Source organism: Bacillus ectoiniformans (assembly GCF_016908875.1).
GTDB classification, from domain to species: domain Bacteria; phylum Bacillota; class Bacilli; order Bacillales; family Domibacillaceae; genus Bacillus_BX; species Bacillus_BX ectoiniformans.
The window spans coordinates 233,638-260,027 of record NZ_JAFBES010000004.1 but is presented as its reverse complement, the minus strand read 5'-3'; the positions used below and the strand labels follow the sequence as shown (position 1 = coordinate 260,027).

The window sequence follows — 26,390 nt, the reverse complement described above, 5'->3', positions numbered from 1 at the left end:
TTAAAAAATGTGTTATATTTTTCATCATCTTGGTTGGAAAATATTAACCCACCATCTATAATGTAGATGGGATGAAGGGGAGTGGGGAGATTCCCCCTCCTCTTTCTAATTGATGATGAAGAATGTGTCAGGTCACGCAGTGCTGTAAATGCTAGGTGAAGCAAGGGGCCGAAAAGCCATGAGAACCGTGTTTCACCAGCTAAATGCTTTTAGTGATACACATCTAGTTTGCAATATGTAAGCCAGACCGAACAGGGGGCCGCGAAGCCATGAGAACCCTGTATGGTCAGTTTAGATCCTGCGATTGGTACACGAAATCTTGAAGTGTTTAAGCCAGTTCATACAGAGGGCCGCAAACGCCATGAGAACTCTGTGTGACCAGTTTATGTGCTGCGAGTGATACACAACAAAAAGCTAGAATCAGATAAGCGGGGTTAAACAGGGGGCCGCAAAGCCATGAGAACCCTGTGAGATCAGCTTGGATGCTTTCTATCAGCCCGTCGTTGCCTTGACCATTAAGAGTTGTCAATTTTAATTTGAAAAGGGAGGCCTTTTGAATGAATAAGAAGACGATTAAGGATATTGATGTCAAAGGAAAACGCGTTTTTTGCCGTGTCGACTTTAACGTGCCGATGAAGGATGGGAAAGTCACGGATGACACGCGCATCAGAGCGGCGCTGCCTACTATTCAATATTTGTCTGAACAAGGGGCGAAAGTAATCTTAGCAAGCCACCTTGGCCGTCCAAAAGGTGAAGTGAAGGAAGAGCTGCGTTTAACAGCAGCAGCGGGCCGACTATCAGAACTTTTCGGCAAAGAAGTAAAGAAAACAGATGAAGCTTACGGTGAAAGCGTAAAGGCTGAAATTGAAAAAATGAACGACGGTGACGTATTGCTGCTTGAAAACGTCCGTTTTTATGCGGGTGAAGAGAAGAATGATGAATCTCTTGCGAAAGAATTTGCTGCTCTTGCAGATGTGTATGTGAATGACGCATTTGGAGCGGCTCACCGTGCTCACGCATCAACAGAAGGTATTGCGAAACACTTGCCGGCTGTTGCAGGTTTCCTGATGGAGAAAGAATTAGATGTTCTTGGGAAGGCGTTATCTGATCCTGAACGTCCTTTCACAGCCATCATTGGCGGAGCCAAAGTAAAAGATAAAATTGATGTGATTGACCACCTGCTTGATAAAGTAGACAACCTGATCATCGGAGGCGGGCTTGCCTACACGTTTATCAAGGCTAAGGGGTATGAAATTGGTCAATCATTATTAGAAGAAGATAAAGTGGATTTAGCGAAGCAATTTATGAAAAAAGCAGAAGATAAAGGTGTTAATTTCTTAATGCCTGTAGATACTGTCATTGCAGACCGGTTTGCTGAAGATGCCGAAGTGAAAGAAGTCAGTGTTGATGACATTCCTGCTGATTGGCAAGGTCTTGATATTGGAAGTAAAACGAGAGAATTGTACAAAGAAACCATTCAAAAATCTAAATTGGTGATTTGGAATGGTCCAATGGGCGTGTTTGAAATGGAACCGTTCGCTGGAGGTACAAAAGCCGTAGCCGAAGCGCTGGCAGAAGCAGAAGGTACATATTCTGTCATTGGCGGCGGAGATTCAGCAGCAGCGGTTGAACAGTTCAATCTTGCTGATCAAATGAGCCACATCTCAACGGGCGGCGGAGCTTCCCTTGAGTTTATGGAAGGCAAGCAACTTCCAGGTGTTGTGGCACTGAACGACAAGTAATTTAGTATCGAAAACGATAGTTCCCGAAAGGATGGTTCAATAATGCGTAAACCTATTATTGCTGGAAATTGGAAAATGCATAAAACGTTAGCTGAAGCAACAAGCTTTGCAGAAGAGGTGAAAAGTCTTGTCCCAGATGCAAATGTAGTAGACAGCGTCATTTGCTCGCCTGCGTTATTTTTAGGGCAGCTGGTTCAGGCTGTAGAAGGATCTGAAGTAAAGATTGGTGCGCAAACGATGCACTATGAAGAGAATGGTGCTTTTACGGGAGAAATCAGCCCGAAGGCTCTCCAGGACATGGGGGTAACGTATGTGATTATCGGCCATTCGGAACGTCGTGAAATGTTTAACGAGACAGATGAAACGGTTAACCAAAAAACTCGTGCGGCATTTAAATATGGTTTAACACCAATTGTCTGCTGTGGTGAGACGCTTGAACAGCGTGAAAATGGAGAAACGAATGCATTTGTTGAAACTCAAGTGAAACAAGCGCTTGAAGGATTGACTGAAGAGCAAGTAAAAGAAACGGTCATTGCTTATGAGCCGATCTGGGCGATTGGAACAGGCAAGTCTTCCACAGCTGCAGATGCTAATGAAGTATGTGCGCATATTCGCCAAACGGTTGAGAAGGCATTTTCAGCTGAAGCAGCGGATGCGGTACGGATTCAATATGGCGGCAGTGTAAAGCCAGCTAACATTGGAGAATACATGTCTCAGCCTGATATTGATGGCGCATTAGTAGGAGGCGCAAGCTTAGAGCCTGCTTCTTTCCTGCAATTGCTGGAGGCGGTAAACAATGGCTAAAGCACCGGTAGCTTTAATGATTTTAGATGGTTTTGCCTGCCGGGGCGAAACGCAAGGGAACGCTGTAGCACAAGCGAAGAAACCTCATTTTGACCGGTACTGGGAGCAATATCCCCATTCGCATCTAATTGCGAGCGGGGAGGCTGTAGGTCTTCCAGATGGGCAAATGGGTAATTCTGAAGTCGGTCACTTAAACATTGGCGCCGGCCGCATTGTGTATCAGAATTTGACTAGAATTAATATTTCGATTCGCGAAGGCGAATTCTTTCAAAATGAAAAGTTTCTGCAAGCCATTGCGCATGCGAAAAAAAACGGCACAGCCCTTCATTTATTTGGTCTATTATCTGACGGCGGTGTGCACAGTCATCTCGAACATTTATTTGCGCTATTAGACTTAGCGGCTCAAGAAGGACTTGAAAAAGTATACGTTCATGGTTTTCTTGATGGACGCGATGTCGGACCAAGAACAGCGAAAGAATATATTCAAGCTACGCTCGACAAAATGGAAGAGTGCGGAGTCGGCCAATTTGCTACGATTTCCGGACGCTATTACGCGATGGATCGCGACAAGCGCTGGGAACGAGTAGAGAAAGCTTTCCGTGCAATGGCATGCGGGGAAGGTCCATTGTTTCAAGATCCGCTAGAAGTAGTGGAAGAATCTTATGATAATGGGATCAACGATGAATTTGTGATTCCGTCTGTTATAACAGATAAGCATGGAGACCCAATTGCGAGAGTAAGTGATCAGGACGCTGTCATTTTCTTTAACTTCCGTCCAGACCGGGCAATTCAGCTTTCGAATGTATTTACAAATGAAAAGTTCGAAGGCTTTAACAAAGGAAATAATCACCGAAATGATTTATTCTTTGTTTGCATGACACCTTACAGTGAGACAGTCAAAGGGGTAATTGCCTTTGATTCAATGAACTTGAATAATACGATTGGCCAAGTGCTTTCTGAAAATGGACTGAAACAGCTTCGGATTGCCGAAACAGAAAAATATCCGCATGTGACATTTTTTATGAGCGGCGGCCGTGAAGAAGAGTTTCCTGGAGAAACCCGAATTTTAATTAATTCTCCAAAAGTCGCGACTTATGATCTGAAACCAGAAATGAGTGCGTTTGAAGTGACAGATGCCATCGTTGAAGAAATCGCTAATGATAAGCATGATGCGATCATATTAAACTTTGCTAACCCCGACATGGTAGGCCATTCTGGTCTCTTACAGCCGACTATTAAAGCGGTAGAAGCAGTGGATAAATGCCTAGCTCGCATTGTAGATTTAATTATCTCCAAAGGCGGTACGGCTATTATTACAGCTGATCATGGGAATGCGGATGAAGTGGTGACAACAGATGGCAAGCCAATGACGGCTCACACGACAAATCCTGTGCCGGTTATTGTGACAAAAAAAGATATCGAACTTCGTGAAGACGGAATTTTAGGAGACTTGGCGCCGACGATGCTCGAGCTTCTAAACCTTGAACAGCCGTCTGACATGACAGGGACATCACTAATAAAGAAATAATTTTAATTAGGAAAAGGAGAGATTTTAATGCCAATTATTACTGACATTTATGCGCGCGAAGTATTAGATTCACGCGGTAATCCAACAATTGAAGTAGAAGTATATACGCAATCTGGCGCCTTCGGACGCGCGATGGTACCATCTGGCGCTTCCACTGGTGAACACGAAGCAGTTGAGCTTCGCGACGGTGACAAAGATCGCTACCTAGGTAAAGGTGTACAAAAAGCAGTTGAAAACGTAAACGACGTCATTGCTCCTGAATTAGTAGGCAGCTTTGAAGTATTAGATCAAATTGGAATCGACCAAGCCATGATCGAACTAGATGGAACAGAAAACAAAGGAAAACTAGGTGCGAATGCGATTCTAGGTGTATCTATGGCGGCAGCTCATGCAGCGGCAGATTTCCTAGGTGTTCACTTATACGAGTATCTTGGCGGCGTGAACTCTAAACAGCTTCCAGTGCCAATGATGAACATTGTGAACGGCGGCGAGCACGCTGATAACAACGTAGATATTCAAGAATTTATGGTTATGCCTGTTGGTGCAGAAAGCTTCAAAGAAGCCGTACGCATGGGCGCAGAAATTTTCCATAGCTTAAAAGCGGTATTGAAAGCAAAAGGCTTAAACACAGCTGTTGGAGATGAAGGCGGATTTGCTCCGAACTTGAAATCCAATGAAGAGGCGCTGTCAACCATTATTGAAGCGATTGAAAAAGCAGGATACAAGCCTGGAGAACAAGTGATGCTTGCCATGGATGCAGCTTCTTCTGAGTTCTACAATAAAGAAGACGGCAAATACCATCTTTCTGGAGAAGGTGTGGTTAAAACTTCTGCTGAAATGGTTGACTGGTATGAGGAACTTGCTTCTAAATATCCGATTATTTCTATTGAAGACGGATTGGATGAAAATGACTGGGAAGGCCATAAGCTGTTAACAGAACGCCTCGGCGGTAAAGTTCAGCTTGTTGGAGACGATCTATTCGTTACAAACACGCAGAAACTGGCTCAAGGAATTGAGCAAGGAATCGGCAATGCCATCTTAATTAAAGTGAACCAAATTGGTACGCTGACTGAAACGTTTGATGCGATCGAAATGGCGAAACGCGCAGGCTATACGGCTGTCATCTCTCACCGTTCTGGTGAAACAGAAGATGCAACGATTGCTGATTTGGCTGTAGCTACAAATGCAGGTCAAATCAAGACAGGTGCACCTTCACGTACGGACCGTGTGGCGAAGTATAACCAATTGCTTCGCATCGAAGATCAGCTGGCTGATCTAGCGGTATATCAAGGAATTAAATCTTTCTACAACTTAAAGAAATAAGTTGATTGAATCAAAGCCTGGCACATAAATGCCAGGCTTATTTTTTTTGTCAAATTTAAATAGGTTTGGTCTCTTTTTGAAAGGTGAAAATATTATGATAATTATAGTGAAAATTAGAAAAAAGTGCTAAAATGATAGGAGTATATAAGGGGAAGGCGGGGGGAAAGTGAAGTTTAAATCCATTAAAACCAGTTTTATTGCAATTACACTTGTTTTATTGGCTATACCAGCTTTAATTGTGGGCCTTGTTTCTTTTAGTCAAGCGAAGGATGAATTAAATGGTTTGGGTGAACAAAATTTAAAGAATGATGTACAGTTCGTTCTCTCAACCATCGAGCTTTTAAATAAACAGGTTGAATCTGGGGAACTGCCGCTGAAAGAAGCGCAGGAACAAGTGAAAGTTATGATGCTAGGGGAAAGAAAGTCAGATGGGACAAGACCGATTACAGACAAGTTTGACTTGGGCGCATCCGGCTATATGTTTGTATTAGACGACAATGGGATCTTGCTTGCCCATCCGAAATTAGAAGACGAGGATTTAACCGAAGCTGTGGATCCAGATGGGGTAAATGTTGGACAAGGACTTGTGGATGTAGCAAACGCCAATAAAAATGGCGGATTTCATTATTACCAATGGGCTCTTCCTGAAACAGGTGAAGTAGAGCCGAAAGTAACGTTTATTGCTAAAGATCCCCACTGGGGCTGGAACGTTGGAGCCGGTACATATATGCAAGATTTTAACAGCGGAGCCGACCGGATTTTAACCTCGCTCCTAATTACGCTAGTCGGTGCATTTATTATTGGCGGTTTAATTATTTATCTTTATACGAAGCGTTTGATTGTTCCGCTGCTTCAAGTTGATAAAGCAGTTCAATATATTTCAAAAGGAGATCTAAGTAAGCGCTCTCTTTCTATTAAACGTTCAGATGAACTGGGCCGTTTAGCTGACAACATTAACGTCATGCAAGATGAAATTCGCCACATTATCCATGATGTAGACAAGAATGCCGAGAAAGTGTCGGCGGCTGCTAATGAACTGAACGCGGCGTCTGATGGAGCAACGAATGCCTCTGAACAAATCTCGGACTCCATGTCAGGCATTGCATCAAGTGCAGAGGTTCAGAAGCGATTTATTAATGAAACAACTTCAACAGTGAAGCAGATGAATGACTCGATTATTGTGATCCGAAGCCAATCAAAAGAAGCGGTGGCTGCAACGACAGAAGCAACCGATGCAGCTAAAACGGGAATGAATATCCTTACGTCATCTGCCAGTCAGATGCATGACATTACTGATTCAATTGGAAGTTTGGCAGAGGTGATCTCGACGCTCGTTAAGCAAACGAATAATATTGACAGTATCGTGAAGGTCATTTCTGATATTGCGAACCAAACCAATTTACTTGCATTAAACGCATCAATTGAGGCAGCGCGGGCAGGGGAAAATGGCAAAGGATTTGCTGTTGTAGCCGAAGAAGTAAGAAAACTTGCTGAGCAGTCCTCTTCCTCAACAGGAAAGATTGCTGATCTCATTCAAAATATTCAGCAGCAAGTCAAGAAGGCAGAAGCGACTATGACTCAATCAACAGCGGAAGTGCAAGAAGGCGTTCAGACGATTGATCAAGCCAACAATAATTTTAATGCAATACAAACGGCCATCGATCATGTGAAAGAAGTCATTATCAATATTTCAGATAAAATCGAAAGCATTGGCAGTGACACAGAACAGATCGTCTACTCAGTAGAGTCTCTGGAGTCTGGTGCACATGAAGCGGCTGCCGGTACAGAAAATATTGCGGCTGCGACGGAAGAGCAGCTGGCATCGATCGAAGAAATATCTGCTTCTACTGAGTCACTATCGACGCTTGCTGATGAACTGCATCAATCCGTTCAGAGATTTAAACTAAACTAACAGTGGATAGAGATCGCTGAGCCTCTATTTTGAATTCCTAATTGTTCTTTTTTACTATATTGTGTTAAAATAGTGGTATTCGATTGTTCGTTCGATGGAGGTTTTGATATGCATACATTATTAGTTACTTTGTTAATTATCGTTTCAATCAGTTTGATTGTCGTCGTTCTTTTACAATCTGGAAAAAGCGCTGGTTTATCAGGAGCTATTTCTGGTGGAGCTGAACAGCTGTTCGGCAAGCAAAAAGCACGCGGGATTGACTTAGTATTGCACAGATTAACAGTTGTATTATCCGTTTTATTCTTTGCACTGACGATTGCTGTTTCTTACTTTGGACTATAAAAAAAGCAAGCCCGGCCGCCTAGTTGGCCGGGCTTTTTCTATAGCCGTCCGTCTAAAAGGACACAATCTTAATGAGCAGGAAGCAGGCAGAAGTCTCTCACTGGCTCCTCTTGCATATTTTTCGTAAAATAATGATGATCGTGACATGTTCGGTTCATACTAATATAAAGGAGTTTTTTCATCATGAGACCAGCACTACCTAAACCGTTTACATTTGAAGCAGGAGAACGCGCTGTGCTATTGCTGCACGGCTTCACCGGTAATTCTGCGGACGTGCGAATGCTCGGCCGGTTTTTAGAGAAGAAAGGATACACGAGCCACGCCCCTCATTATAAAGGACATGGCGTACCTCCAGAAGAACTTGTGAAAACAGGACCCGAGGATTGGTGGCAGGATGTAGAGAGCGGCTATCAGCATTTAGTCGATCAGGGCTATAAAGAAATAGCCGTTTGCGGTCTTTCACTAGGCGGAGTATTCTCTTTGAAACTCGGTTACACGCAGCCGGTAAAGGGTATAATTCCAATGTGTGCACCGATGTACATAAAAAGTGAAGAGGTCATGTACAAAGGGGTCGTTGAATACGCCCGCGAATTTAAAAAGTTTGAAGGGAAATCGGCTGACGTAATCGAACAAGAAATAGAAGAGTTTAAAAAGACTCCGATGAACACTTTAAAAGCGCTGCAGAATTTAATTTCTGATGTGCGTAAAAATGTGGATATGATTTATGCGCCAACTTTTGTGGTTCAAGCACGGAATGATCACATGATTAATACCGATAGTGCAAATATTATATTTAATGAAGTCGAATCAAACATGAAAGAAATGAAATGGTACGAAGAATCTGGTCATGTCATTACACTCGACAAAGAAAAAGAACAGCTTCATGAAGATATTTACCAATTTTTAGAACGTTTGGACTGGACAGTTTAAGTCTGACGAATGGAGGGATACAGTGGAACAGCACGCGAATAGCCATGTGGATCGGTTACTGACATATATGAAGGAAGAGTCCTACAAGCCGCTGACAGTGAAAGAGCTTGAAGAAGCGCTTGGAGTAGTCGATTCCGGTGAATTTAAAGACTTTGTTAAAGCATTAGTGTACATGGAAGACAAGGGACTGGTCGTTCGCACGAGAGCGAATCGATACGGTTTGCCTGAAAAAATGAATTTAATCCGTGGGAAAATTTCCGGACATGCGAAAGGGTTTGCTTTTTTAATGCCTGATGAGCAAGGGATGGATGATGTGTTTATCCCGCCGCATGAAACGAATGGAGCTTTAAACGGAGACATCGCACTTGTCCGTGTGACATCTGAATCAAGCGGCTCTAGACGAGAAGGCTCAGTTGTCCGAATTATTGAACGCGGCAAAACTGAAATTGTCGGTACTTACACGGACAGCAAACATTTTGGTTTCGTTGTTCCTGATGATAAAAAATTCGCCAGTGATATTTTTATCCCCAAAGAAGCCGCAAATGGCGCGGTTGAAGGCCATAAAGTAGTGGTGAAGATCACTTCTTATCCTGAAGGCCGAAAAAATGCGGAAGGTGAGGTCGTGACCATTCTTGGACATAAAAATGATCCAGGAGTAGACATTATGTCCATCATCTTTAAGCATGGATTGCCGCAAGAGTTTCCTGAAGAGGTACTGGAGCAGGCGAACAGTGTGCCGGATGAAATTGATGAAGCAGAAATCGGAAACCGCCGCGATTTGCGTGAAGAAACGATTGTGACCATTGATGGTGCAGACGCGAAAGACTTAGATGATGCGGTTATGGTCAAGAAGCTTGACAATGGCAACTATAAACTAGGTGTTCATATTGCCGATGTCAGCTACTATGTGACAGAAGAATCTCCCATTGATCGTGAAGCCTATGAGCGTGGAACAAGTGTTTACTTAGTCGACCGAGTGATTCCGATGATTCCTCACCGCCTATCTAACGGCATTTGTTCATTAAATCCGAAAGTCGACCGGTTAACACTGTCTTGTGAAATGGAAATTAATCCGCGCGGCGAAGTGGTGAACCATGAAATCTTCCAAAGTGTGATTCGTACAACTGAACGAATGACGTATACGGATGTCAATGACATACTAGTAGAGAAAAATGAAGAGCTACGCCAAAAATATGAGCCGCTGGTTCCGCTTTTTGAAGAAATGGAGAAGCTGGCTGAGATCCTTCGTGAAAAACGAACGGCCCGAGGCGCCATCGACTTTGATTTCAAAGAAGCGAAAGTGCTTGTGGACGAAGATGGAAAGCCGACTGATGTCGTTTTAAGAGAGCGTTCTGTAGCCGAGCGTCTCATTGAAGAATTCATGCTATGTGCCAACGAAACGGTGGCAGAGCATTTCCATTGGATGAATGTACCGTTCATCTACCGTATTCATGAAGACCCGAAAGAAGATAAGCTGCAGCGTTTCTTCGAGTTTATTACCAATTTTGGGTTAGTCGTGAAAGGTTCTGCGAATGAAGTGCACCCGCGTGCTTTACAGGAGATTATTGAATCGATTCAAGGAAAACCGGAAGAGATTGTTATTTCGACCGTGATGCTTCGTTCGATGCAGCAGGCGAAATATAATCCTGAAAGCTTGGGGCACTTTGGCTTATCAACAGAGTTCTACACTCATTTCACGTCTCCGATCCGCCGTTATCCAGATTTAATTGTGCACCGTTTAATCCGTACTTACTTGATTGAAGGCAAGATTGATCCTGCTACTCAAGCGAAATGGGATGCGCGTATGCCGGAAATTGCAGATCATACATCCAGCATGGAACGCCGTGCGGTCGATGCAGAGCGCGACACAGATGAGCTGAAAAAGGCAGAATTTATGCTTGATAAAGTGGGTGAAGAATTTGATGGTGTCATCAGTTCTGTAACTAATTTCGGTATGTTTGTGGAATTGCCAAACACAATTGAAGGACTTGTACATGTTTCTTATATGACAGATGACTATTATCGCTATGATGAGCGTCATTACGCCATGATCGGGGAAAGGACAGGTAATGTATTCCGTATAGGGGATGAAATCACTATTCGTGTAGCCAATGTAAATAAAGAAGAACAGTCCATTGATTTTGAAATTGTCGGGATGAAAAATGCCAAACCTCGTCCGCGCATGGACCAGCCGAAAGTGGTAAAAACGAAACCGTCAGACCGTGACCGCAAAAAGCGCGGCCCTCAAGGAAACAGCGAGAAAGAAAGCGGAGAATGGTCTACTCAGCCTCCGCGCAAAAAGAAGAAAAAAGGCAAATTCTTTGAAGGCGTAGCGAAAAAGCAAGCCAAAAAACGTAAGAAAAGAAACGGGTAACAGCAAGAAATAGTTTGAAGGAGCTGTCGTGCAAAAGGTTGAGGCCTAAAACGACCGAAAACAAATAACACGATAGCCCTTCGCTTGAAGAGAGAAAGGTGATCTGTATGCCAAAGGGAGAAGGTAAAGTACTCGCTCAGAATAAAAAAGCGCGTCATGACTTTTTTATCGAAGAGACTTATGAAGCAGGCATTGTTCTTCAGGGAACAGAAATTAAGTCCATCCGCATGGGAAGAGTGAATTTAAAAGACGCCTTTGCCAGAATTCACAAAGGCGAGCTTTATTTATACAATATGCATGTTAGTCCATATGAGCAAGGGAACCGTTATAATCATGACCCGCTCCGGACGCGCAAGCTGCTCTTGCATAAGAAGCAAATTGCTAAATTGATTGGGGAAACAAAAGAAGAAGGCTATTCGATTGTTCCGTTAAAAATGTATTTAAAAAACGGCTATGCAAAAGTGTTAATTGGATTAGCCCGCGGTAAAAAGAAATACGATAAACGAGAAGATTTGAAGAAGAAAGAAGCGAAGCGCGATATCGAACGGGCATTCCGTGATAGACAAAAAATGTAAAAACATTGTTTTGGGTCCGAAAACCTTGATGCAAAAGCATTTTGGTGCCGGACCCGGATGTTTGCGTTTAGAGTGTTTTGTGGTATAATAACTAATGTAACACTTAGCTTTGGATGTATTCCGAGCTTCCGGACGAAGCTGCTTAGGCAGCATTCCTATCTTATATGGGGACGTTACGGATTCGACAGGGGTAGTTCGAGCTTAGGTTGCGAGTCGAGGGGGTCGGCCTCGTTAAAACGCCAAAGCCAATAACTGGCAAACAAAACAATCTTTCTTTAGCTGCCTAATAGCAGTTTAAAGGTTCGCCCCTCCATTACCCGTGTGGTAGGGTAGCGGACTCAAACTTAGCGGGTTACGCCGGATCCCACCGTCTGAGGGAGAAGGAAGAGAATAATCAGACTAGCTGCTTAGACGCCTGTCGATAGGCAGACAAGTTAGCGAAACGCGAATATATCGACTACACTCGTAGAAGCTTAAGTGCCGTTATCTTTGGACGTGGGTTCGACTCCCACCGTCTCCACCAAATACATACATTATGCCTTTGGTGGGCTTACTATTTATAATTGAAAGGCTCTCCCGATTGTGGGGGAGCCTTTTTAAGTGCGTAAATTAAATTTTGTATAGCCTTAAGACATTCTATCTCTCACTTACATATAGCTTGCGAAGTATTTAGAATTGACAATAAAAAATAAGGAACTAGGGAAAGGTGGCTGAAATATATAAGGTTCACTCACATATTCTTGAAAGAGCAGATCAGGCGTTATATTAGTCCAAAAAGAATGGAAGAAATTGAACAACGATTTATCAACCTTACAAATGATATTAAGGGTGTATAGATGAAGTGGGAGTATCAGAAGTTTTTTAGGCATGCTTCTTTTCCTGTGCATCTCTGTCATTTTTGAAGCAGAAAGTTTAATGTTTTTAAGTAATCTGTCTTATCTATTCAATGTATTCTTATGGGTAATTAGCAATGGTTCTATAAGTCTAATAAGCGTTGATTTTTATAAGCGTTTACTATATGATAATTCTAATTAGCAATTTTTTGAATTTGCTAAATAAGGGTATAGTGGAACTTAAAAGGAAGCTTTGAATTATACTTTTCATCTGGGCATCTGAAGTATAAGGAGCTAGTGATGCAACCGACCAATTAGATAAATTGGTCTTTTTTTTTGTTTCCTGAAAGTTCACATGTCAGCTGAACGTTTCCTTACTCATACAAATAGGTTAAGGTATGTTACGATTATCAAGAATCTAGTATATGATGGTGTCAATAGGATTCGCTCAATTCAAATACAAAATCGAAAATATGATAAAGGATATTCATGTCATTTAAGTAAGTAATCCTTTCTTTATTTAACATGGTATATTATGGATTTTGGTAGCGGATTTCAACTTAAGTCGATCAAGAGTCTCTGCATTTGATAAAAAACAAACTTGCTTTATTACAGTCCGTTTTATATGTAGAAGCAATTTTATTCATTTAATATTTTCATAAAGGGAGAAGGAAAGACCATGCAGACTGACAAGTATCAAAAAATGTTTTTTGAACGAACGGATAAAACTTTGAACAAATGGCTGATGAAAGACTACGTCACAGAGAATGAGCTGTATCTTTTACTGCATACGCTAAAGGGGACAGCAGGCTCAATTGGATTAGAGGAAATTGCCGGGGTGATTGAAGAGAAGCTGTTTGTTTTATCGGAGGATAGCTATAAGCCTTGGCCGAGAGCAAAGTGGGAGTTCTTTCTTGACCCGTTGATACGGCTATGTGAGGTGGGGGTAATTGCTAATCAAGTGCCAGCAGCTGAGACGTCAAGAGCTGCTGAACAAGGGATTGGTCCACATGACCTGGATAAAGAGTTTATCTTGCTTATTGATGACGATAAAGAATTTATTACCTACACGAAGGATTTATTAGAAAAGCAGGGATATTCGGTTATGGTGGCCACTAGCGGAGCAAAGGGTTTAAGCCTCATCTATGATATTCAACCTTCATTTATTTGCATAGATATCCACCTCCCGGATATGAATGGCTTCAACATACTTGAAGGTATATTTAAAAAAGCGACCAAAACCTTTATTCCTATTGCAATTGTAAGTGCTGACGCAAGCATTGAAAACCGAGTACGTTCCTATAATTTGCGAGCGCTTGACTTCATTGCTAAACCCATTAATGCAGATATATTTGTCGCGTATATAGAAAACCGGTTAAGCTATAAAAAAGAAATTGAAAAATTAGTTTTAATCGATGAACTTACGAAGGTGTATAACCGTAAATATATGAAGGAACATTTGAATTTGCTTATCAAAAAATATGTTCGTCAAAGCTATGTGTTTTCACTGGTGATTTTAGATTTAGATTTGTTTAAAAATATAAATGATACATATGGACATTTAATAGGGGATGAAGTCCTTAAGATGTTTTGCGATACTGTGAATGAAGTAAAGAGGGAGGAGGATATTTTTTGCCGGTATGGCGGGGAAGAATTTGTTCTGTTATTACCTGGAAGTGAAGAGGAGGCTGCGCAGCTATTAATGGATAGAATTAGACAAAAGCTATCTGTTACTCCTTTCTTTACGGAAAAAGAAAGTTTTAACGTCACTTTCTCAGCAGGAATTATCAGTATCAATGAAGACATTACGCATCCGCAAAAAATGCTGGAATTAGCCGATCAGGCTCTTTATATCGCTAAAGAAACAGGCCGCAACCGAGCGGTGACCTATCATACAGGTTTAGAAATGAAGAAATGTCCGTTAGATATCACGATTGTTATTGTGGACGATGACCATGTGATTCGTTCAATGCTCAAAAACTTCTTTGTACATTGGAAGCCAAGTGAAGCATACAGAATGAATGTCATCGATTTTGAAGATGGAATCAGTTTTCTTTCATCAGATTGGTATAAGCCAAATGGGAAATATATGATTTTACTAGATGGCATGATGCCTGAAATGGATGGGTTTGAAGTGCTGAAAGAGATTCGAAGCAAATATAATCATAAGGATATTCTTGTTTCTATGCTGACGGCAAGGACTGGAGAAGAACATGTGATTAAAGCATTGGATAATGGAGCCGATGACTATATTGTTAAGCCATTTGATACGAGAGAAGTGTCTGCTAGAATCATAGGTTTAATCAAGCGGGTATTCACGCAAAAGTTGACCAAATAAGGGGTAGAAAAAATGAAAAAGATATTAGTAGTTGATGATGAAGAAATCCTTAGAATGCTGATTTTAGACACATTAGAGGATTTAGGATACGAGGTAGAAGAAGCAGAGGATGGTCAGGAAGCGTTGGAAAAAGTAGAGCAGCTAGAGTACGATTTAATGATTCTAGATTATATGATGCCAAATGTGACTGGAATTGAAGTGATCGAGCGTTTACCTGATTCGATAAAAGCAAAACTGCCAGTATTAATGCTGACAGCGAAGGCTCAAGTGGCTGACCGGCAAGAGGTGCTGGATAAAGGGGCAGATTATTTCATGGCTAAACCATTTAGTCCCTCGGATTTAGAAAGTGTAGTGAAGGAGATCCTTAATGGATAACATCGGAAACAACAGTATCAGAACTAATTATATACGATACATTCTTATTCTACTGTTGATCGTGACAGCTGTGTTTACCGCTTTTTTTATGTATAGTCAAGCGCTAAATGATTCTTTGAAAAGAGAACGGGATTCACTGAGAGAAAAGGCGAAATTGGTAGAAGAAATGGACAAAAGTTTTAATCAAATATTTTTTCGGGCAAGGGGCTATTATGCATTTCAAGACGAGAAGGAATTAAGCCTGCTCTATGACAACCTGGAGAAGTTCGAAAAGAATTTAAATCAATTTAAGAAGCTAGATCTTTCAAGCGAAGAAAAAGAACTATATAATAGCTTAATTGAATTTCACGAGAATTATAAAAATAATATACTTCCAATAGCTGTGGGTTTAGTGAAAAATGATGACTATGAAGGGTTAAGATCATTGTCCAGTGGAGGGACAAATGAACTGGTCAATAATTTTGTCAAATTTTCCAGCTCATTTAAAAATGAAACAGATGCTCGATTAAATGAACTATTCCACAAAATTCTGGATCAAGGTCAAAAAACGACCATTCTAGCCTTTGTTGGAAGCGGTTTAACGGTCCTGATTTTTATCATAGCGATCTGGCTGCTATTACTGAACCTGATCCGTCCATTAGAAAAAATGATCGCAGCGACGAATGCATTATCTTTAGGAAATTTCATCAACCTAGACGACATAAATCAGCGTAAGGATGAGCTGGGATTACTGTCAAATGCATTTATTGACATGTCTAAATCCATTCAGGAAAAAGAGGGAGAGCTGACAGCACAAAATGAAGAATTGACTGCTCAGCAGTTGGAATTGGAAGAAAATCAAGAGAGGCTCCAGCATTCATTGACAGAAGTTCACAGCATGACCAAAGCCTTGGATAAATCAGCAGTGGTTGCGATAACAGATAAAGATGGCGTCCTTACTTATGTAAATGATATGTTCTGTGAGCTGACTAAATACTCTCAAGATGAAGTAATTGGGAAAACACAGCAGCTAATCAAATCTTCTTATCACCCCGATTCATTCTTTGAGAATATGTGGAAAACAATTCAAAATGGCGTGATCTGGGGGGATGAAGTTCAATATAAAGCCAAAGATGGCGAATTATTTTGGCTGAAAAATACGATTGTCCCTTATGTAGATGCTAAAGGGATTCCTTATCAATATATAATGATAGGAATTAATATTACGAAAATAAAAGAAATGCAGAAAAAGCTTGCGGCTTCGCTGGAACAATCAGAAGAAACAAAATTGCATTTAGAACAATATGATAAATTAAACCATTCCCTAACCTTCACATTAGACAAGCATGAATTTATTACCGTTATTCATCAATATTTATTTGAACTGCACAAATTCGATTCAAGTATTATGTTTGTGCCAGGGACTAACTTGTATGTATCTCAAGGACTGGCACCAAACAGTATAGAAAAAATATTCAGTTCCTTCTCTGAGGATAAATTGACTAGGCTGCAAAGTGACAAATCATTTGTCATTAAGAGAGAAATGGCGAATGGAAATTGTTTAACGGAAGATGTCTATTATTGCTATGATCTTTACTCTGCTATTCGTAATAAAGAAGGGGAGATTGTAGCTATTTTAGCAGCTACACGTGAAGGCCATAGCTTCCAATTATCAGAGTTAAATGAGATCAATGGAATGATGAACCGAGTGTCCATTGCTTTTGAACGAATTCTCATGCATGAGGACGTGGAAAAGGCTAGAAAGCTGAATCAGGATATTATGGATAATGTGAACGAAGGCATTCAATTTATCTCTGATGATGGAAAACTGATTCAAGTAAACGAAGCTTTCTGCAATATGGTTCAATGCAATGATTGGTCGGTAAGTAATATGGGCTCTAAAAAAGAATGGATTTCCTATTTGCTTGAAAAATGCAATGATACGAGTGAACTTAAAGATTTTCTTCATCGGTCGATTGAAGAAGAATTTAGAGAAACACGTAAATGCCGCTATTCACTAGGGAAAGATCTGAATAATTTCATTGAGGTTTATGCAACGAGCGTGTTTGCTGGCGAAGACAAGATTGGTACGGTGCTGGTTCATCGTGATATAACGAAAGAACATGAAGTGGATCAAATGAAGTCCGAGCTTGTCAGTACGGTGAGTCATGAGCTGCGAACACCGCTATCAAGTGTGTTAGGCTTTACTGAATTGCTATTGAATAAACAAGTAAAACCAGAACGTCAGAAAAAGTACATTGAAACGATTCATAAAGAGGCAAAAAGGCTTACAAACCTGATTAATGATTTCCTGGACCTGCAAAGGATGGAAACAGGGAAGCAGCAATATTACTTTAAACCTACGAACATGGATAAGCTAGCGATCGACGTAGTCAACCGCTTCCGTCATGAAAAAAATCACTCCATCCAGTTAATTGACGGTGCAAGATATGTTGAGGTTTCTGCAGACTATGAGCGGATTGTGCAGGTTTTAATTAACTTGATCGGCAATGCGATCAAATTCTCTCCTAATGGGGGAGAAGTGGTTGTTAGTCTCGAGAATAATGGTGATGATATCCAAGTGAAAATTCAAGACCAGGGTCTAGGCATTCCTGAAAATGAACTGTCAAAGCTATTCCAGAAATTTAAGAGGATTGACAACAGTTCAAGCAGAAAGATTGGAGGCACTGGGCTGGGGCTTGCCATAAGCAAAGAAATTATCTCGAAGCATTCAGGAGAAATTTGGATTGAGTCCGCTGAAGGAAAAGGAACCAGTGTTTACTTCAGTCTTCCTCTCCTTACTAAACCAATGAAAAACAATAAACATATGAGCATCAACAAAGGCTTAAATGTAATGATCGTTGAAGACGATGCGAGCCTGGCTCTTCTTTTATCAGAAGAATTAAAAGGAAAAGGGTATACGGTCATACACCATACGCATCCTCAGCAAGCTTTTGAAGATGCGACAAGATTAAATGTGGTAGGGCTAATCATCGATATTATGCTAGGAGAAGACATAAATGGCTGGGACTTAGTAGAGAAGCTGAAAGAAAACGAACATACGAAGCATATTCCGATTATTATTTCATCAGCACTTGATCGGTCAGATGAAAAAGTCCAACAGTACAATATTGAAAAGTATTTAACCAAACCGTACCCTCCAGAGCAATTATCGAGAGTATTAGCAAACTTTATTAATCAAGAATCAGATCAGGGAACAGTGCATTTCCCAGATGTCCATTATGAAGAAAAAAATAGTGAGTGAATAGCAACACGGATCGACTGTTAAGAATTTCCTTTGTAAAAGATTTTTCTTCTGCTATATTGGTGTCAGTGTACCTTTACAGGAAGAACATCTCAAATAACCGAGCGAGAAGGGGTCTAAATTTTGACCCCTTCTTTTTTATGCCAAATTAATCAACAACGAATTTCCTCATTTCTTGGTCATTCACTCGCTGCGCTGAATAGTATAGAAGTACATAGTTTTTCATAGCCGGTGGAGGAAAAATACCCTGTAAAAAGGTGGGATATGGGGGAAATGATATGATTAAACCTGGGGTATGGGTGAAAATTAAAAGCAAAAATGCGGTGGGCTTTGTGTTAGAGGCAAGTTATCATGGAGCGATTGTGTACGTCATTGAAAATGGCAAGCCAGATGGAAAGCATAAGTACAGCTATCATCGATTAGTGGCTTTAGAAGATGAATTAAACACTGAAGATTTACTTGAACTTGCGAGGCTGGCGGTCGATTTAAATCAAAAAGAATGGTTTATGGAAATTACCGATCGTTTAAGAGAAATACCAGGATAGTGCTCAAGATACCTGTCTGTGAAGTGAGCTAAACAGAGGTCTTTGTTTACTTTTTTCACAGTTCAGGTTATTTTCTATGCCACCACCTAATTTCGACACTTTCCCGGGAAATTTTCGTTTTCAGAACAGTTATAGTATATATTTTGTCATAATAAATCCACGCGTATTCGGAAAAGCTAATGATGTTCCTATTTACTTAAAAGGAGTGAGATCGATGGGGCAAAATCATCAGTTTAAGCCTGGGCAAAAGGCGCCGAATAACGGGTTTTATGTGGAAATTGGCGAGACGGGAAGTACAGTGAACAATCCGCAAAAGATTAAACTTGAAGCGGGAGATGAGTTTCCTGCGACGACTAATCAAAATCGTGTTTGGATGCATCAGCGTAAACCTTAATTCACGAAAAACTGCCGGAGATGTCCCGGCAGTTTTTTTAGGTGTTGACGAAAAGTGTCGAATTTTCATAAAAATTATAATGATTGGTCAATACTTGTAAAGGGTTTGTATAAATAAAATGCGTCTTTCTTTGCTTTTTGTTATATAATGAAAGATAGAAAAGCGAAGAAGGGAAGAGTAGAGAAGCGATGGAGACAAGCAGGAGAATAGGGATTCGTTCTAAGATTATTGCTGGCTACGCGATTATCATTTGCAGTCTCATATTGATTGTTGTGTTAATTAATCACCAAGTGAGTGATATGCAAAAAGAACGTAATTTTATTATAGATCATGACATTAATGTGCTTCAAGAAACGAATGAAGTAGAAAAACATGTGCTTGATATGGTGGCTAGTCAGAGAGCTTATTTAATTACTGGTGATGAGCAATATCTAGAAACATATGAACAGGCAGAAATTGGCTGGAGAACTAATTTAGCTAGCTTATCCACCTTAGTAGGCGACAATCCTTCTCAAGTTAAACGGATCGAGAGTATTCATACACGCATTAAAGAGTGGGTTGAAACGACCGGAGATCCAAAAATAGAGTTCAAGAAGAGGAATCAGGAATCAGCCATTAACGAAATGTTTAAAGTGGATGAGGGCAGAAGACAAATTGCCAACATCCGCAGTCAGCTAAATGATTTTAGAACGATTGAAATTGATTATACTCATTCCCGTGCGGAGCAGCTAAATGAGCAAAATAATTTGGTCTCAAGAATTATGTATATTTCTGTATTATTGGCATTTATTATAGCGGTAGCAATGGCTTTAGGTGTATCAAACTCAATTATTAGAACGGTTGGCGACGTTACTAATCGTATTAGAAATATCACGTCTGGCGGAGATTTATCGAAACGAATTGAAGTGAAGTCTAACGATGAAATTAAAGATCTGGCAGAAGAAACGAATCGAATGCTGCAGGTGATGGAAGACCGTAACTGGCTGCAGGAGAGCACGAATGAAGTATTAAATAAAAATCAAGGTATAGCTTATATTGATGTGCTTTCTAATACATTTATTGCAGAACTCGCCCGTTTGACTAATTCGACTTATGGGGTTATGTATATTCAAGAAGCGTTAAACATGGATGAGTATGTAAAAAGAGGAGCATATGCCGACTCATCTATTGGGAAGGAATCATTTAGACTTGGCGAAGGTTTGATCGGCCAGGCGGCTTTAGAAAAACGAATGATTGTCATTGAAAATAAAAATGAATTTAATGTGATTTCTTCTGGTCTAATTAAGGATGGACAAGCGAAGAGTATTATGATTGCCCCGCTTCTATTTGAAAACGAAGTGATCGGCGTAATCGAGCTTGCGAGTCTCAATGAATATACAGTTCTGCAGCAGCAATTTGTACAAGAAGTGACGCAGTCTGTCGGTATGACGATCAATGGAGTATTGGGCAAAATGGAGATCGAAAAGCTGCTAAGCGAGTCTCAAGCGATGACCGAAGAGCTGCAAGCTCAGTCAGAAGAATTACAGACACAGTCAGAAGAACTGCAAATGCAATCCGAAGAACTGCAAATGATTAATGAGCAATTGGAAAATCGGAATCATGAAGCAGAAGAAAAATCTGCCGAATTGCTGAAAGCTAAAAGTGATATAGAAGAAAAAGCGAATCTTTTAGAAAAAAGCTCTGCTTATAAGTCTGAGTTTTTGGCAAATATGTCTCATGAACTGCGAACTCCGCTAAACAGTATTTTGATTCTATCGGAGATGCTAGAAGAGAATTCAGATGAGAATTTAACCGAAGAGCAAAAAGAGTTTGCTAAAGTAATTCATTCATCGGGGCAGGATTTGCTTAATTTAATCAATGAAATTTTAGATCTCTCTAAAGTGGAAGCAGGGAAATTAGATATTATTTTAGATGAAGTATTCGTTCACGAGATTCCACTTTATATTGAGCGTCATTTCTCCCATGTAGCTGAGAAGAATGGCATTGAATTAGAAGTATCAGCAGACCCGCAATTGATTGACGTCATTCAAACGGATGAAAAACGTCTGAATCAAATCTTAAAAAATCTGCTTTCCAATGCTTTTAAATTTACGGAAAAAGGTAAAGTGGCGGTTACTATTCAAAATTCGAATCAAATGAACAAAGCGATTGAAATTAAGATTAGCGATACAGGAATAGGTATTCCAAAAGAGAAGCACGAGTTAATTTTTGAAGCGTTCCAGCAAGGGGAAGGAGCAACTGTCAGAAAGTTTGGCGGCACGGGACTTGGATTGTCCATCTGCAGTGAGTTTGTTAAATTGCTAAATGGAACTATTACTCTCCACAGTGAAGTAGGAAAAGGAAGCACGTTTACACTCACTATTCCTCATTTAGAAGAAGCGTTTGATGTAGACAAAGCCATGGCAGAAGCAGCGGCTGCTAAAGAAATGATTGCAGCAGAGCCGGAAATTCCAGTCGAATTATCTGAAGAAGAAGCTCTGCCGGTTGAAAGTGATAAGAATGGTCCTTTTAAAGGCAAAAGCGTATTAATTGTCGACGATGACTACCGCAACATTTACGGGTTAGAAAAAGCGCTGACGCATCAAGGAATGAATGTACAAACGGCTATTAATGGTATGGAATGCTTGAAGCAATTGGAGAATAACGAAGTGCCAGACATTATATTAATGGATATTATGATGCCAGAGATGGATGGATATGAAACGATGCGCAGGCTTAGGGAAGAATATCATTTAACAGAAACGCCGATTATTGCTTTAACGGCGAAAGCCATGAAAAAAGACCGGGAAGAATGTTTAGCAGCAGGGGCATCCGATTATGTCAGCAAGCCGCTGAAAATGGATCAGCTCCTTTCCGTCATGAGAGTATGGCTATCAGAGTAAGTGAGGATCGAAGAAATGTTTAATGAAGAATTACATGAGGATGAAAAAGACCCGAAAGTAGATTTAGAAATTGATTTATTGCTCCAGGGGATTTACCGTTTATCCGGATTTGATTTTCGTCAATACATGCGCTCTTCCATTACGAGAAGAGTGCAGCACCGGATGAAAGTGGAAAAGCTCCCATCGGTGACTAGGTTATTAGAAAAGGTCATAAATGAACCGGCTTTTCTTGAGAAAGTCCTAAATGATTTTTCCATCAATGTCACAGAAATGTATCGAGATCCTGCGTTCTTTCATTCCTTTAGAGAGAACGTGATTCCGGTGCTTGCTGAATTAGATGAAATCAGAATCTGGCATGCAGGCTGTTCGTCTGGAGAAGAAGTGTACTCGATGGCCATTCTTCTTCAGGAAGAAGGATTATTTCATAAAGCTAGAATATATGCGACAGACATGAATGAAGCGGTTTTGAATGTGGCGAAGCAAGGTGTTTTTCCAATAAGTAAAATGAAGGATTACACAAAGAATTATTTCTTAGCAGGCGGAAAGCACTCTTTATCTGAATACTACACAACAGATGAGCACTTTGCCTATTTAGATCCAGCCTTACTGAAAAAAATACACTTCGCCCAGCATAACTTAGTGACGGATCAGTCGTTTAATGAATTTCACGTAATTTTATGCCGAAACGTGTTAATCTACTTCACTGTCCCGCTCCAAAACAAAGTTCATGACCTGTTTTATTCGAGTTTAACAGATGGAGGATTTTTAGGACTTGGCATTAAGGAATCTCTGCGTTTTTCCAAATACGGAGAAGCATATGAGGAATTTTGCGGATTTCAAAAAATCTATCGTAAAAAATAGGTGCGTCAATTAAAGGAAGGTTAGGTCTGTTATTAGTAGAATATGAAAGTAGCATAGGTTAAATCTTTTAGTGCAAAAAAGCTCAGAGTTACTAGCTCTGAGCTGATTTTTTGTAGGCAGAATCTTAGACAAATGCATATATGTCTAAGATTTTTATTTGGTTGTAATAGGAGATTCTTGCTTTTCCCATTCTGTCGGTCCCTCGTTAGGTGCAATAAATTTTCGCCAATACTCACCCGTTTCTCTATCGAATATGATTATGTTTTGATCATTTGGTATAAGAAATTCATACCTGTCTTGCTCAATAAAATCATTTTGGGTGTTATTTTCAGCTAATGATTTAGAAATAAGCCAAGAGCTTAAAACAATACATATTCCCAAAAAGACGACTGAAATATCAGTTAATTTTTTATTCATTAAATTTCCCCATTATAATAGATTGAATTTCTTATTCAACGGTTCTAATTACTATTTTCTCTATACACTAGGTCTGCTCTTCTTACACTTAAAAAGGTTAGTATAAAAGAAAAGACAACGAATACCACTGATTGCTAATAAGAAAGAAGTGATGAAGCCGAGGATGGTTTTTACGTCTCTTAATACAGGTTTGTTCATTTGATTACCTCCATATTAAAACGATTAAAACACGTCGAATCATTAGTTTGATTTTAACATAAAATTACAAATGTTTTTTTAGATATTTACAAAGCTTGGCTGTTAATAACAATAGGCCAAATCATAATACGATTTGGCCTATAACTTATTTTAGAACGAAGTGCGACACGATTTTTTACGCTTGAACCTGTATCATCATAATACAGATATCATCATTTTGCTGAGCAGTCTGTTCTTCTGACAAAATAAAGTTAATCGGGGAAATGATTTGGCTCGTCCATTTATTAGATGCAATGCTCTTTAATTTATCTAACATTTGATCTTCGTCTTTTCGGTTGATTTCATAAACGCCATCTGTAAACAGCAGCAGCTGGACATGGTCTTGATACGTAATTTTCGTTGTTTCAATTCTCATTTCCTCAAAAAATCCGATAGCACAGCTGTTTCTTTGCATTTCTACACACTCTTCATTGTCGACAAGCATATAGCCGGAAGGATGACCTGCATTGACGAATTCCACGGTTTTGTTGGCAGGATCAATAATGGTGTAAATAGCGGTAAAATAATAATCCGGGTAGTTATGTTTGTTGGACAAGAGCAGCATATATCTGTTCAATTCTTCCATCACGAGCTTAGGATCTCTCGTTTTGTTAATCGAATCTCGAAGAACAGAGGAAATGTACATGCATACTAGAGAAGATGAAATGCCGTGGCCCATCATATCCAGCAAAATAATCCCGTAACTTCCATCCTCGAACTTGTGCCAATAATATAAATCACCAGCCAGCTTATTAGACGGTAAATGTGATACTTGAATAGAGATATTTTTATCTTGTACTGGCGGATTTAGAAGACTTCTCTGAATTTGCATCGCCAAGTCTAATTCATTCATTAACTTTTTCTCTTGTTCAATATGCCAATCCCGTTCTTTTTTAAGGCGCAGCGCCACCCCGATTCGGGCGATCAATTCCGTTTTATTGATCGGCTTTGTTATGTAATCAAGACCGCCGGCATCTAATGCTTCTGCCAGCTTCTTATTATCTTCAAGCGCTGTAATAAAAATAATCGGAATATCTTTTAAATGATCATAGGTTCGGATCTTGCGGCAGGCTTCGATTCCATCCGTTATCGGCATCATGATATCGAGCAGAATTAAGTCTACATCAGGGGTGATTACTGGCTCAGAATCTAGCCTTAAGTAATCAAACAATTCTGAAGCAGATGAAAGTGACACACAATCCTCATAACCAGCTTGCTTTAATACTTTTTCAATGACAAAAATATTCACTTTATTATCGTCGACAATCACAATTTTCATCAAAAAATGGCAAGGATATCCCCACTTCAAGCGTGTGAAGGGCGTAGCCCAACGGTAAGTGGGGGAGGAATGGCCGTCAGATATGAAATGGTACATAAAAAATTGTAAGATTTTGTACCATATTAAGTATCTGAAACTTCCACCTTGCCCCTCCTTTCTATATTTCAGTTATTTAATTTTCACTAAAAAATTTGGTATAATTTAGTTGGTGAAAGGTGGTGGAATGAATGTCTACAATTACTGCAAAAATACAAATCTATGTTTCTAAAGACCAAGCTGAAAGTTTAAACATAACAACGAATGCTTTTCGTCAGGCTTGTAACTGGTTATCCAAACACATATTCGAAACGAAAAATTTAAACCTAGTAAAACTTAATGAATTGTACTATAAACCATTACGCAATCTATTTGATCTAAAAAGTCAAATGGCTCAATCTGTGATGAAAACCGTCATCGCACGTTACAAGTCAGCCAAATCAAATGGACACGAATGGTCTTTGATTGAATTTAAACGTCCAGAATATGATCTTGTGTGGAACCGTGATTACTCATTAACCCAAAATCAATTTAGCGTGAACACACTTGATGGTCGTTTAAAGCTAAATTTTGAGCGAAAGGCTATGAAGAAATACTTCAATGGCACTTGGAAATTCGGCACGGCTAAATTAGTGCATAAGTACAAGAAATGGTTCTTACACATCCCCATGACAAAAGAGTATCAAAAGTTAGATTTTGTCAATGTAAACAACATTGTTGGTGTTGATTTAGGCCTTAACTTTCTTGCGGCTACTTATGATAGTCAAGGTAAAACCACTTTTTACAATGGACATCTTGTCAAACATAAGCGTGGTACATTTAAAGCCACTCGTAAGCAGTTACAAATGCGACAAACCCCATCTGCTCGTAAGAAACTAAAACAAATCGGTTCAAGAGAAAACCGTTATGTCACTGATGTAAACCATCAAGTGACAAAGGCACTCGTTGATAAGTATCCTAGAGGTACCCTGTTTGTTTTAGAAGATTTAACTGGTGTTCGTTTTGCCACTGAAAAAGTACGGGTGAAAAACCGCTACATTTCTGTGTCTTGGGCTTTCTATCAATTCCGTCAAATGCTTGAGTATAAAGCAGAATTGAATGGACAGAAGGTAATGGTCGCAGACCCAACATACACTTCTCAAACTTGTCCTAAGTGTGGACATATTGAAAAAGCAAATCGTAATAAAAAACGCCACACATTTAAGTGTAAAAGTTGCCAATATCACTCGAATGATGACCGAATTGGTGCAATGAATCTACACCGTAAAGGAATCGAGCATATTGGTGTAGTTGCCGAAAGAGCATGACTCTTGCGGTAGGGGCGAAGTCAGCCGTCCTTATGTTCCACCACTCGAAGGCAGGAGGCTCACGCCGTCTGTACTGCTGGGTAGGAACAAGCGTAGTTGCTCTCTGCGAGGG

At 40.1% G+C, this 26,390-nt stretch carries 19 protein-coding genes, 1 other RNA gene, 1 pseudogene and 1 riboswitch; of the genes and pseudogenes, 19 read left to right on the top strand and 2 right to left on the bottom strand.

Annotated features, from left to right (window positions below; translation table 11 throughout):
- Window positions 1–557: 557 nt before the first annotated feature.
- From JOC78_RS08230 to JOC78_RS08150, 18 genes and pseudogenes are all read left to right on the top strand, one after another.
- Window positions 558–1,742, top strand: coding sequence for a phosphoglycerate kinase (locus tag JOC78_RS08230; protein WP_204554030.1), 1,185 nt, complete (start codon window positions 558–560; stop codon window positions 1,740–1,742).
- 42 nt (window positions 1,743–1,784) lie between these two features.
- Window positions 1,785–2,546 carry a triose-phosphate isomerase gene (tpiA, locus tag JOC78_RS08225; protein ID WP_204554029.1) on the top strand — a complete coding sequence of 254 codons (762 nt, stop codon included), beginning with the start codon at window positions 1,785–1,787 and terminating at the stop codon, window positions 2,544–2,546.
- The gene (gene gpmI, locus JOC78_RS08220) at window positions 2,539–4,074 is read left to right on the top strand and encodes a 2,3-bisphosphoglycerate-independent phosphoglycerate mutase (RefSeq protein ID WP_204554028.1); all 1,536 of its coding nucleotides are present in this window, start codon (window positions 2,539–2,541) and stop codon (window positions 4,072–4,074) included. Before tpiA ends, gpmI begins: the two co-directional genes overlap by 8 nt.
- 27 nt (window positions 4,075–4,101) lie before the next feature.
- On the top strand, window positions 4,102–5,397 hold the full coding sequence (gene eno, locus JOC78_RS08215) for a phosphopyruvate hydratase (protein WP_204554027.1): 1,296 nt from the start codon (window positions 4,102–4,104) through the stop codon (window positions 5,395–5,397).
- Window positions 5,398–5,563: 166 nt separating this feature from the next.
- A pseudogene (locus JOC78_RS17850) lies at window positions 5,564–6,364 on the top strand (cache domain-containing protein); the annotation flags it as partial.
- Window positions 6,359–7,309 carry a methyl-accepting chemotaxis protein gene (locus tag JOC78_RS17845; RefSeq protein ID WP_420829925.1) on the top strand — a complete coding sequence of 317 codons (951 nt, stop codon included), beginning with the start codon at window positions 6,359–6,361 and terminating at the stop codon, window positions 7,307–7,309. The pseudogene JOC78_RS17850 and the gene JOC78_RS17845, both read left to right, overlap by 6 nt.
- A 108-nt stretch (window positions 7,310–7,417) precedes the next feature.
- Entirely contained in the window at window positions 7,418–7,651 is a 234-nt protein-coding gene (gene secG, locus JOC78_RS08205; protein WP_204554025.1) for a preprotein translocase subunit SecG, read from the top strand.
- 183 nt (window positions 7,652–7,834) lie between these two features.
- Window positions 7,835–8,581: an alpha/beta hydrolase gene (locus tag JOC78_RS08200; RefSeq protein ID WP_204554024.1), complete on the top strand. Its 747-nt coding sequence runs from the start codon at window positions 7,835–7,837 to the stop codon at window positions 8,579–8,581.
- 67 nt (window positions 8,582–8,648) lie between these two features.
- Window positions 8,649–10,955 (top strand): ribonuclease R, encoded by a 2,307-nt coding sequence (gene rnr / locus JOC78_RS08195; protein WP_204554180.1) that lies wholly within the window; start codon window positions 8,649–8,651, stop codon window positions 10,953–10,955.
- A 107-nt stretch (window positions 10,956–11,062) separates the two neighbouring features.
- Window positions 11,063–11,530 (top strand): SsrA-binding protein SmpB, encoded by a 468-nt coding sequence (gene smpB, locus JOC78_RS08190; RefSeq protein ID WP_204554023.1) that lies wholly within the window; start codon window positions 11,063–11,065, stop codon window positions 11,528–11,530.
- A 166-nt stretch (window positions 11,531–11,696) separates the two neighbouring features.
- Window positions 11,697–12,053: a transfer-messenger RNA gene (ssrA, locus tag JOC78_RS08185) on the top strand.
- Between the two features lie 547 nt (window positions 12,054–12,600).
- Window positions 12,601–12,684, top strand: a riboswitch (cyclic di-GMP riboswitch).
- Window positions 12,685–13,042: 358 nt separating this feature from the next.
- On the top strand, window positions 13,043–14,701 hold the full coding sequence (locus tag JOC78_RS08180) for a diguanylate cyclase (protein WP_204554022.1): 1,659 nt from the start codon (window positions 13,043–13,045) through the stop codon (window positions 14,699–14,701).
- 12 nt (window positions 14,702–14,713) lie between these two features.
- The gene (locus tag JOC78_RS08175) at window positions 14,714–15,076 is read left to right on the top strand and encodes a response regulator transcription factor (RefSeq protein ID WP_204554021.1); all 363 of its coding nucleotides are present in this window, start codon (window positions 14,714–14,716) and stop codon (window positions 15,074–15,076) included.
- Window positions 15,069–18,320, top strand: a complete 3,252-nt coding sequence (locus JOC78_RS08170) for an ATP-binding protein (protein WP_204554020.1) — start codon at window positions 15,069–15,071, stop codon at window positions 18,318–18,320. Before JOC78_RS08175 ends, JOC78_RS08170 begins: the two co-directional genes overlap by 8 nt.
- Before the next feature lie 278 nt (window positions 18,321–18,598).
- Window positions 18,599–18,865, top strand: coding sequence for a hypothetical protein (locus tag JOC78_RS08165; RefSeq protein WP_204554019.1), 267 nt, complete (start codon window positions 18,599–18,601; stop codon window positions 18,863–18,865).
- Window positions 18,866–19,079: 214 nt separating this feature from the next.
- Window positions 19,080–19,259 (top strand): YjzC family protein, encoded by a 180-nt coding sequence (locus JOC78_RS08160; protein ID WP_204554018.1) that lies wholly within the window; start codon window positions 19,080–19,082, stop codon window positions 19,257–19,259.
- Window positions 19,260–19,447: 188 nt separating this feature from the next.
- Window positions 19,448–22,141, top strand: coding sequence for an ATP-binding protein (locus JOC78_RS08155; protein ID WP_204554017.1), 2,694 nt, complete (start codon window positions 19,448–19,450; stop codon window positions 22,139–22,141).
- 15 nt (window positions 22,142–22,156) lie between these two features.
- Complete coding sequence (locus JOC78_RS08150) at window positions 22,157–23,002, top strand: CheR family methyltransferase (RefSeq protein ID WP_204554016.1); 846 nt, start codon at window positions 22,157–22,159, stop codon at window positions 23,000–23,002.
- Window positions 23,003–23,155: 153 nt separating this feature from the next.
- Here JOC78_RS08150 and JOC78_RS08145 read toward each other — a convergent pair whose 3' ends face one another.
- A complete protein-coding gene (locus JOC78_RS08145; RefSeq protein WP_204554015.1) occupies window positions 23,156–23,419 on the bottom strand; it encodes a hypothetical protein in 264 nt (87 codons plus the stop codon).
- 373 nt (window positions 23,420–23,792) lie between these two features.
- A complete protein-coding gene (locus tag JOC78_RS08140) occupies window positions 23,793–24,935 on the bottom strand; it encodes a SpoIIE family protein phosphatase (protein ID WP_204554178.1) in 1,143 nt (380 codons plus the stop codon).
- 227 nt (window positions 24,936–25,162) lie between these two features.
- Here JOC78_RS08140 and JOC78_RS08135 point away from each other — a divergent pair, with 227 nt between their 5' ends.
- A complete protein-coding gene (locus tag JOC78_RS08135) occupies window positions 25,163–26,278 on the top strand; it encodes an RNA-guided endonuclease InsQ/TnpB family protein (protein WP_204554014.1) in 1,116 nt (371 codons plus the stop codon).
- The last annotated feature ends 112 nt before the right edge of the window (window positions 26,279–26,390 follow it).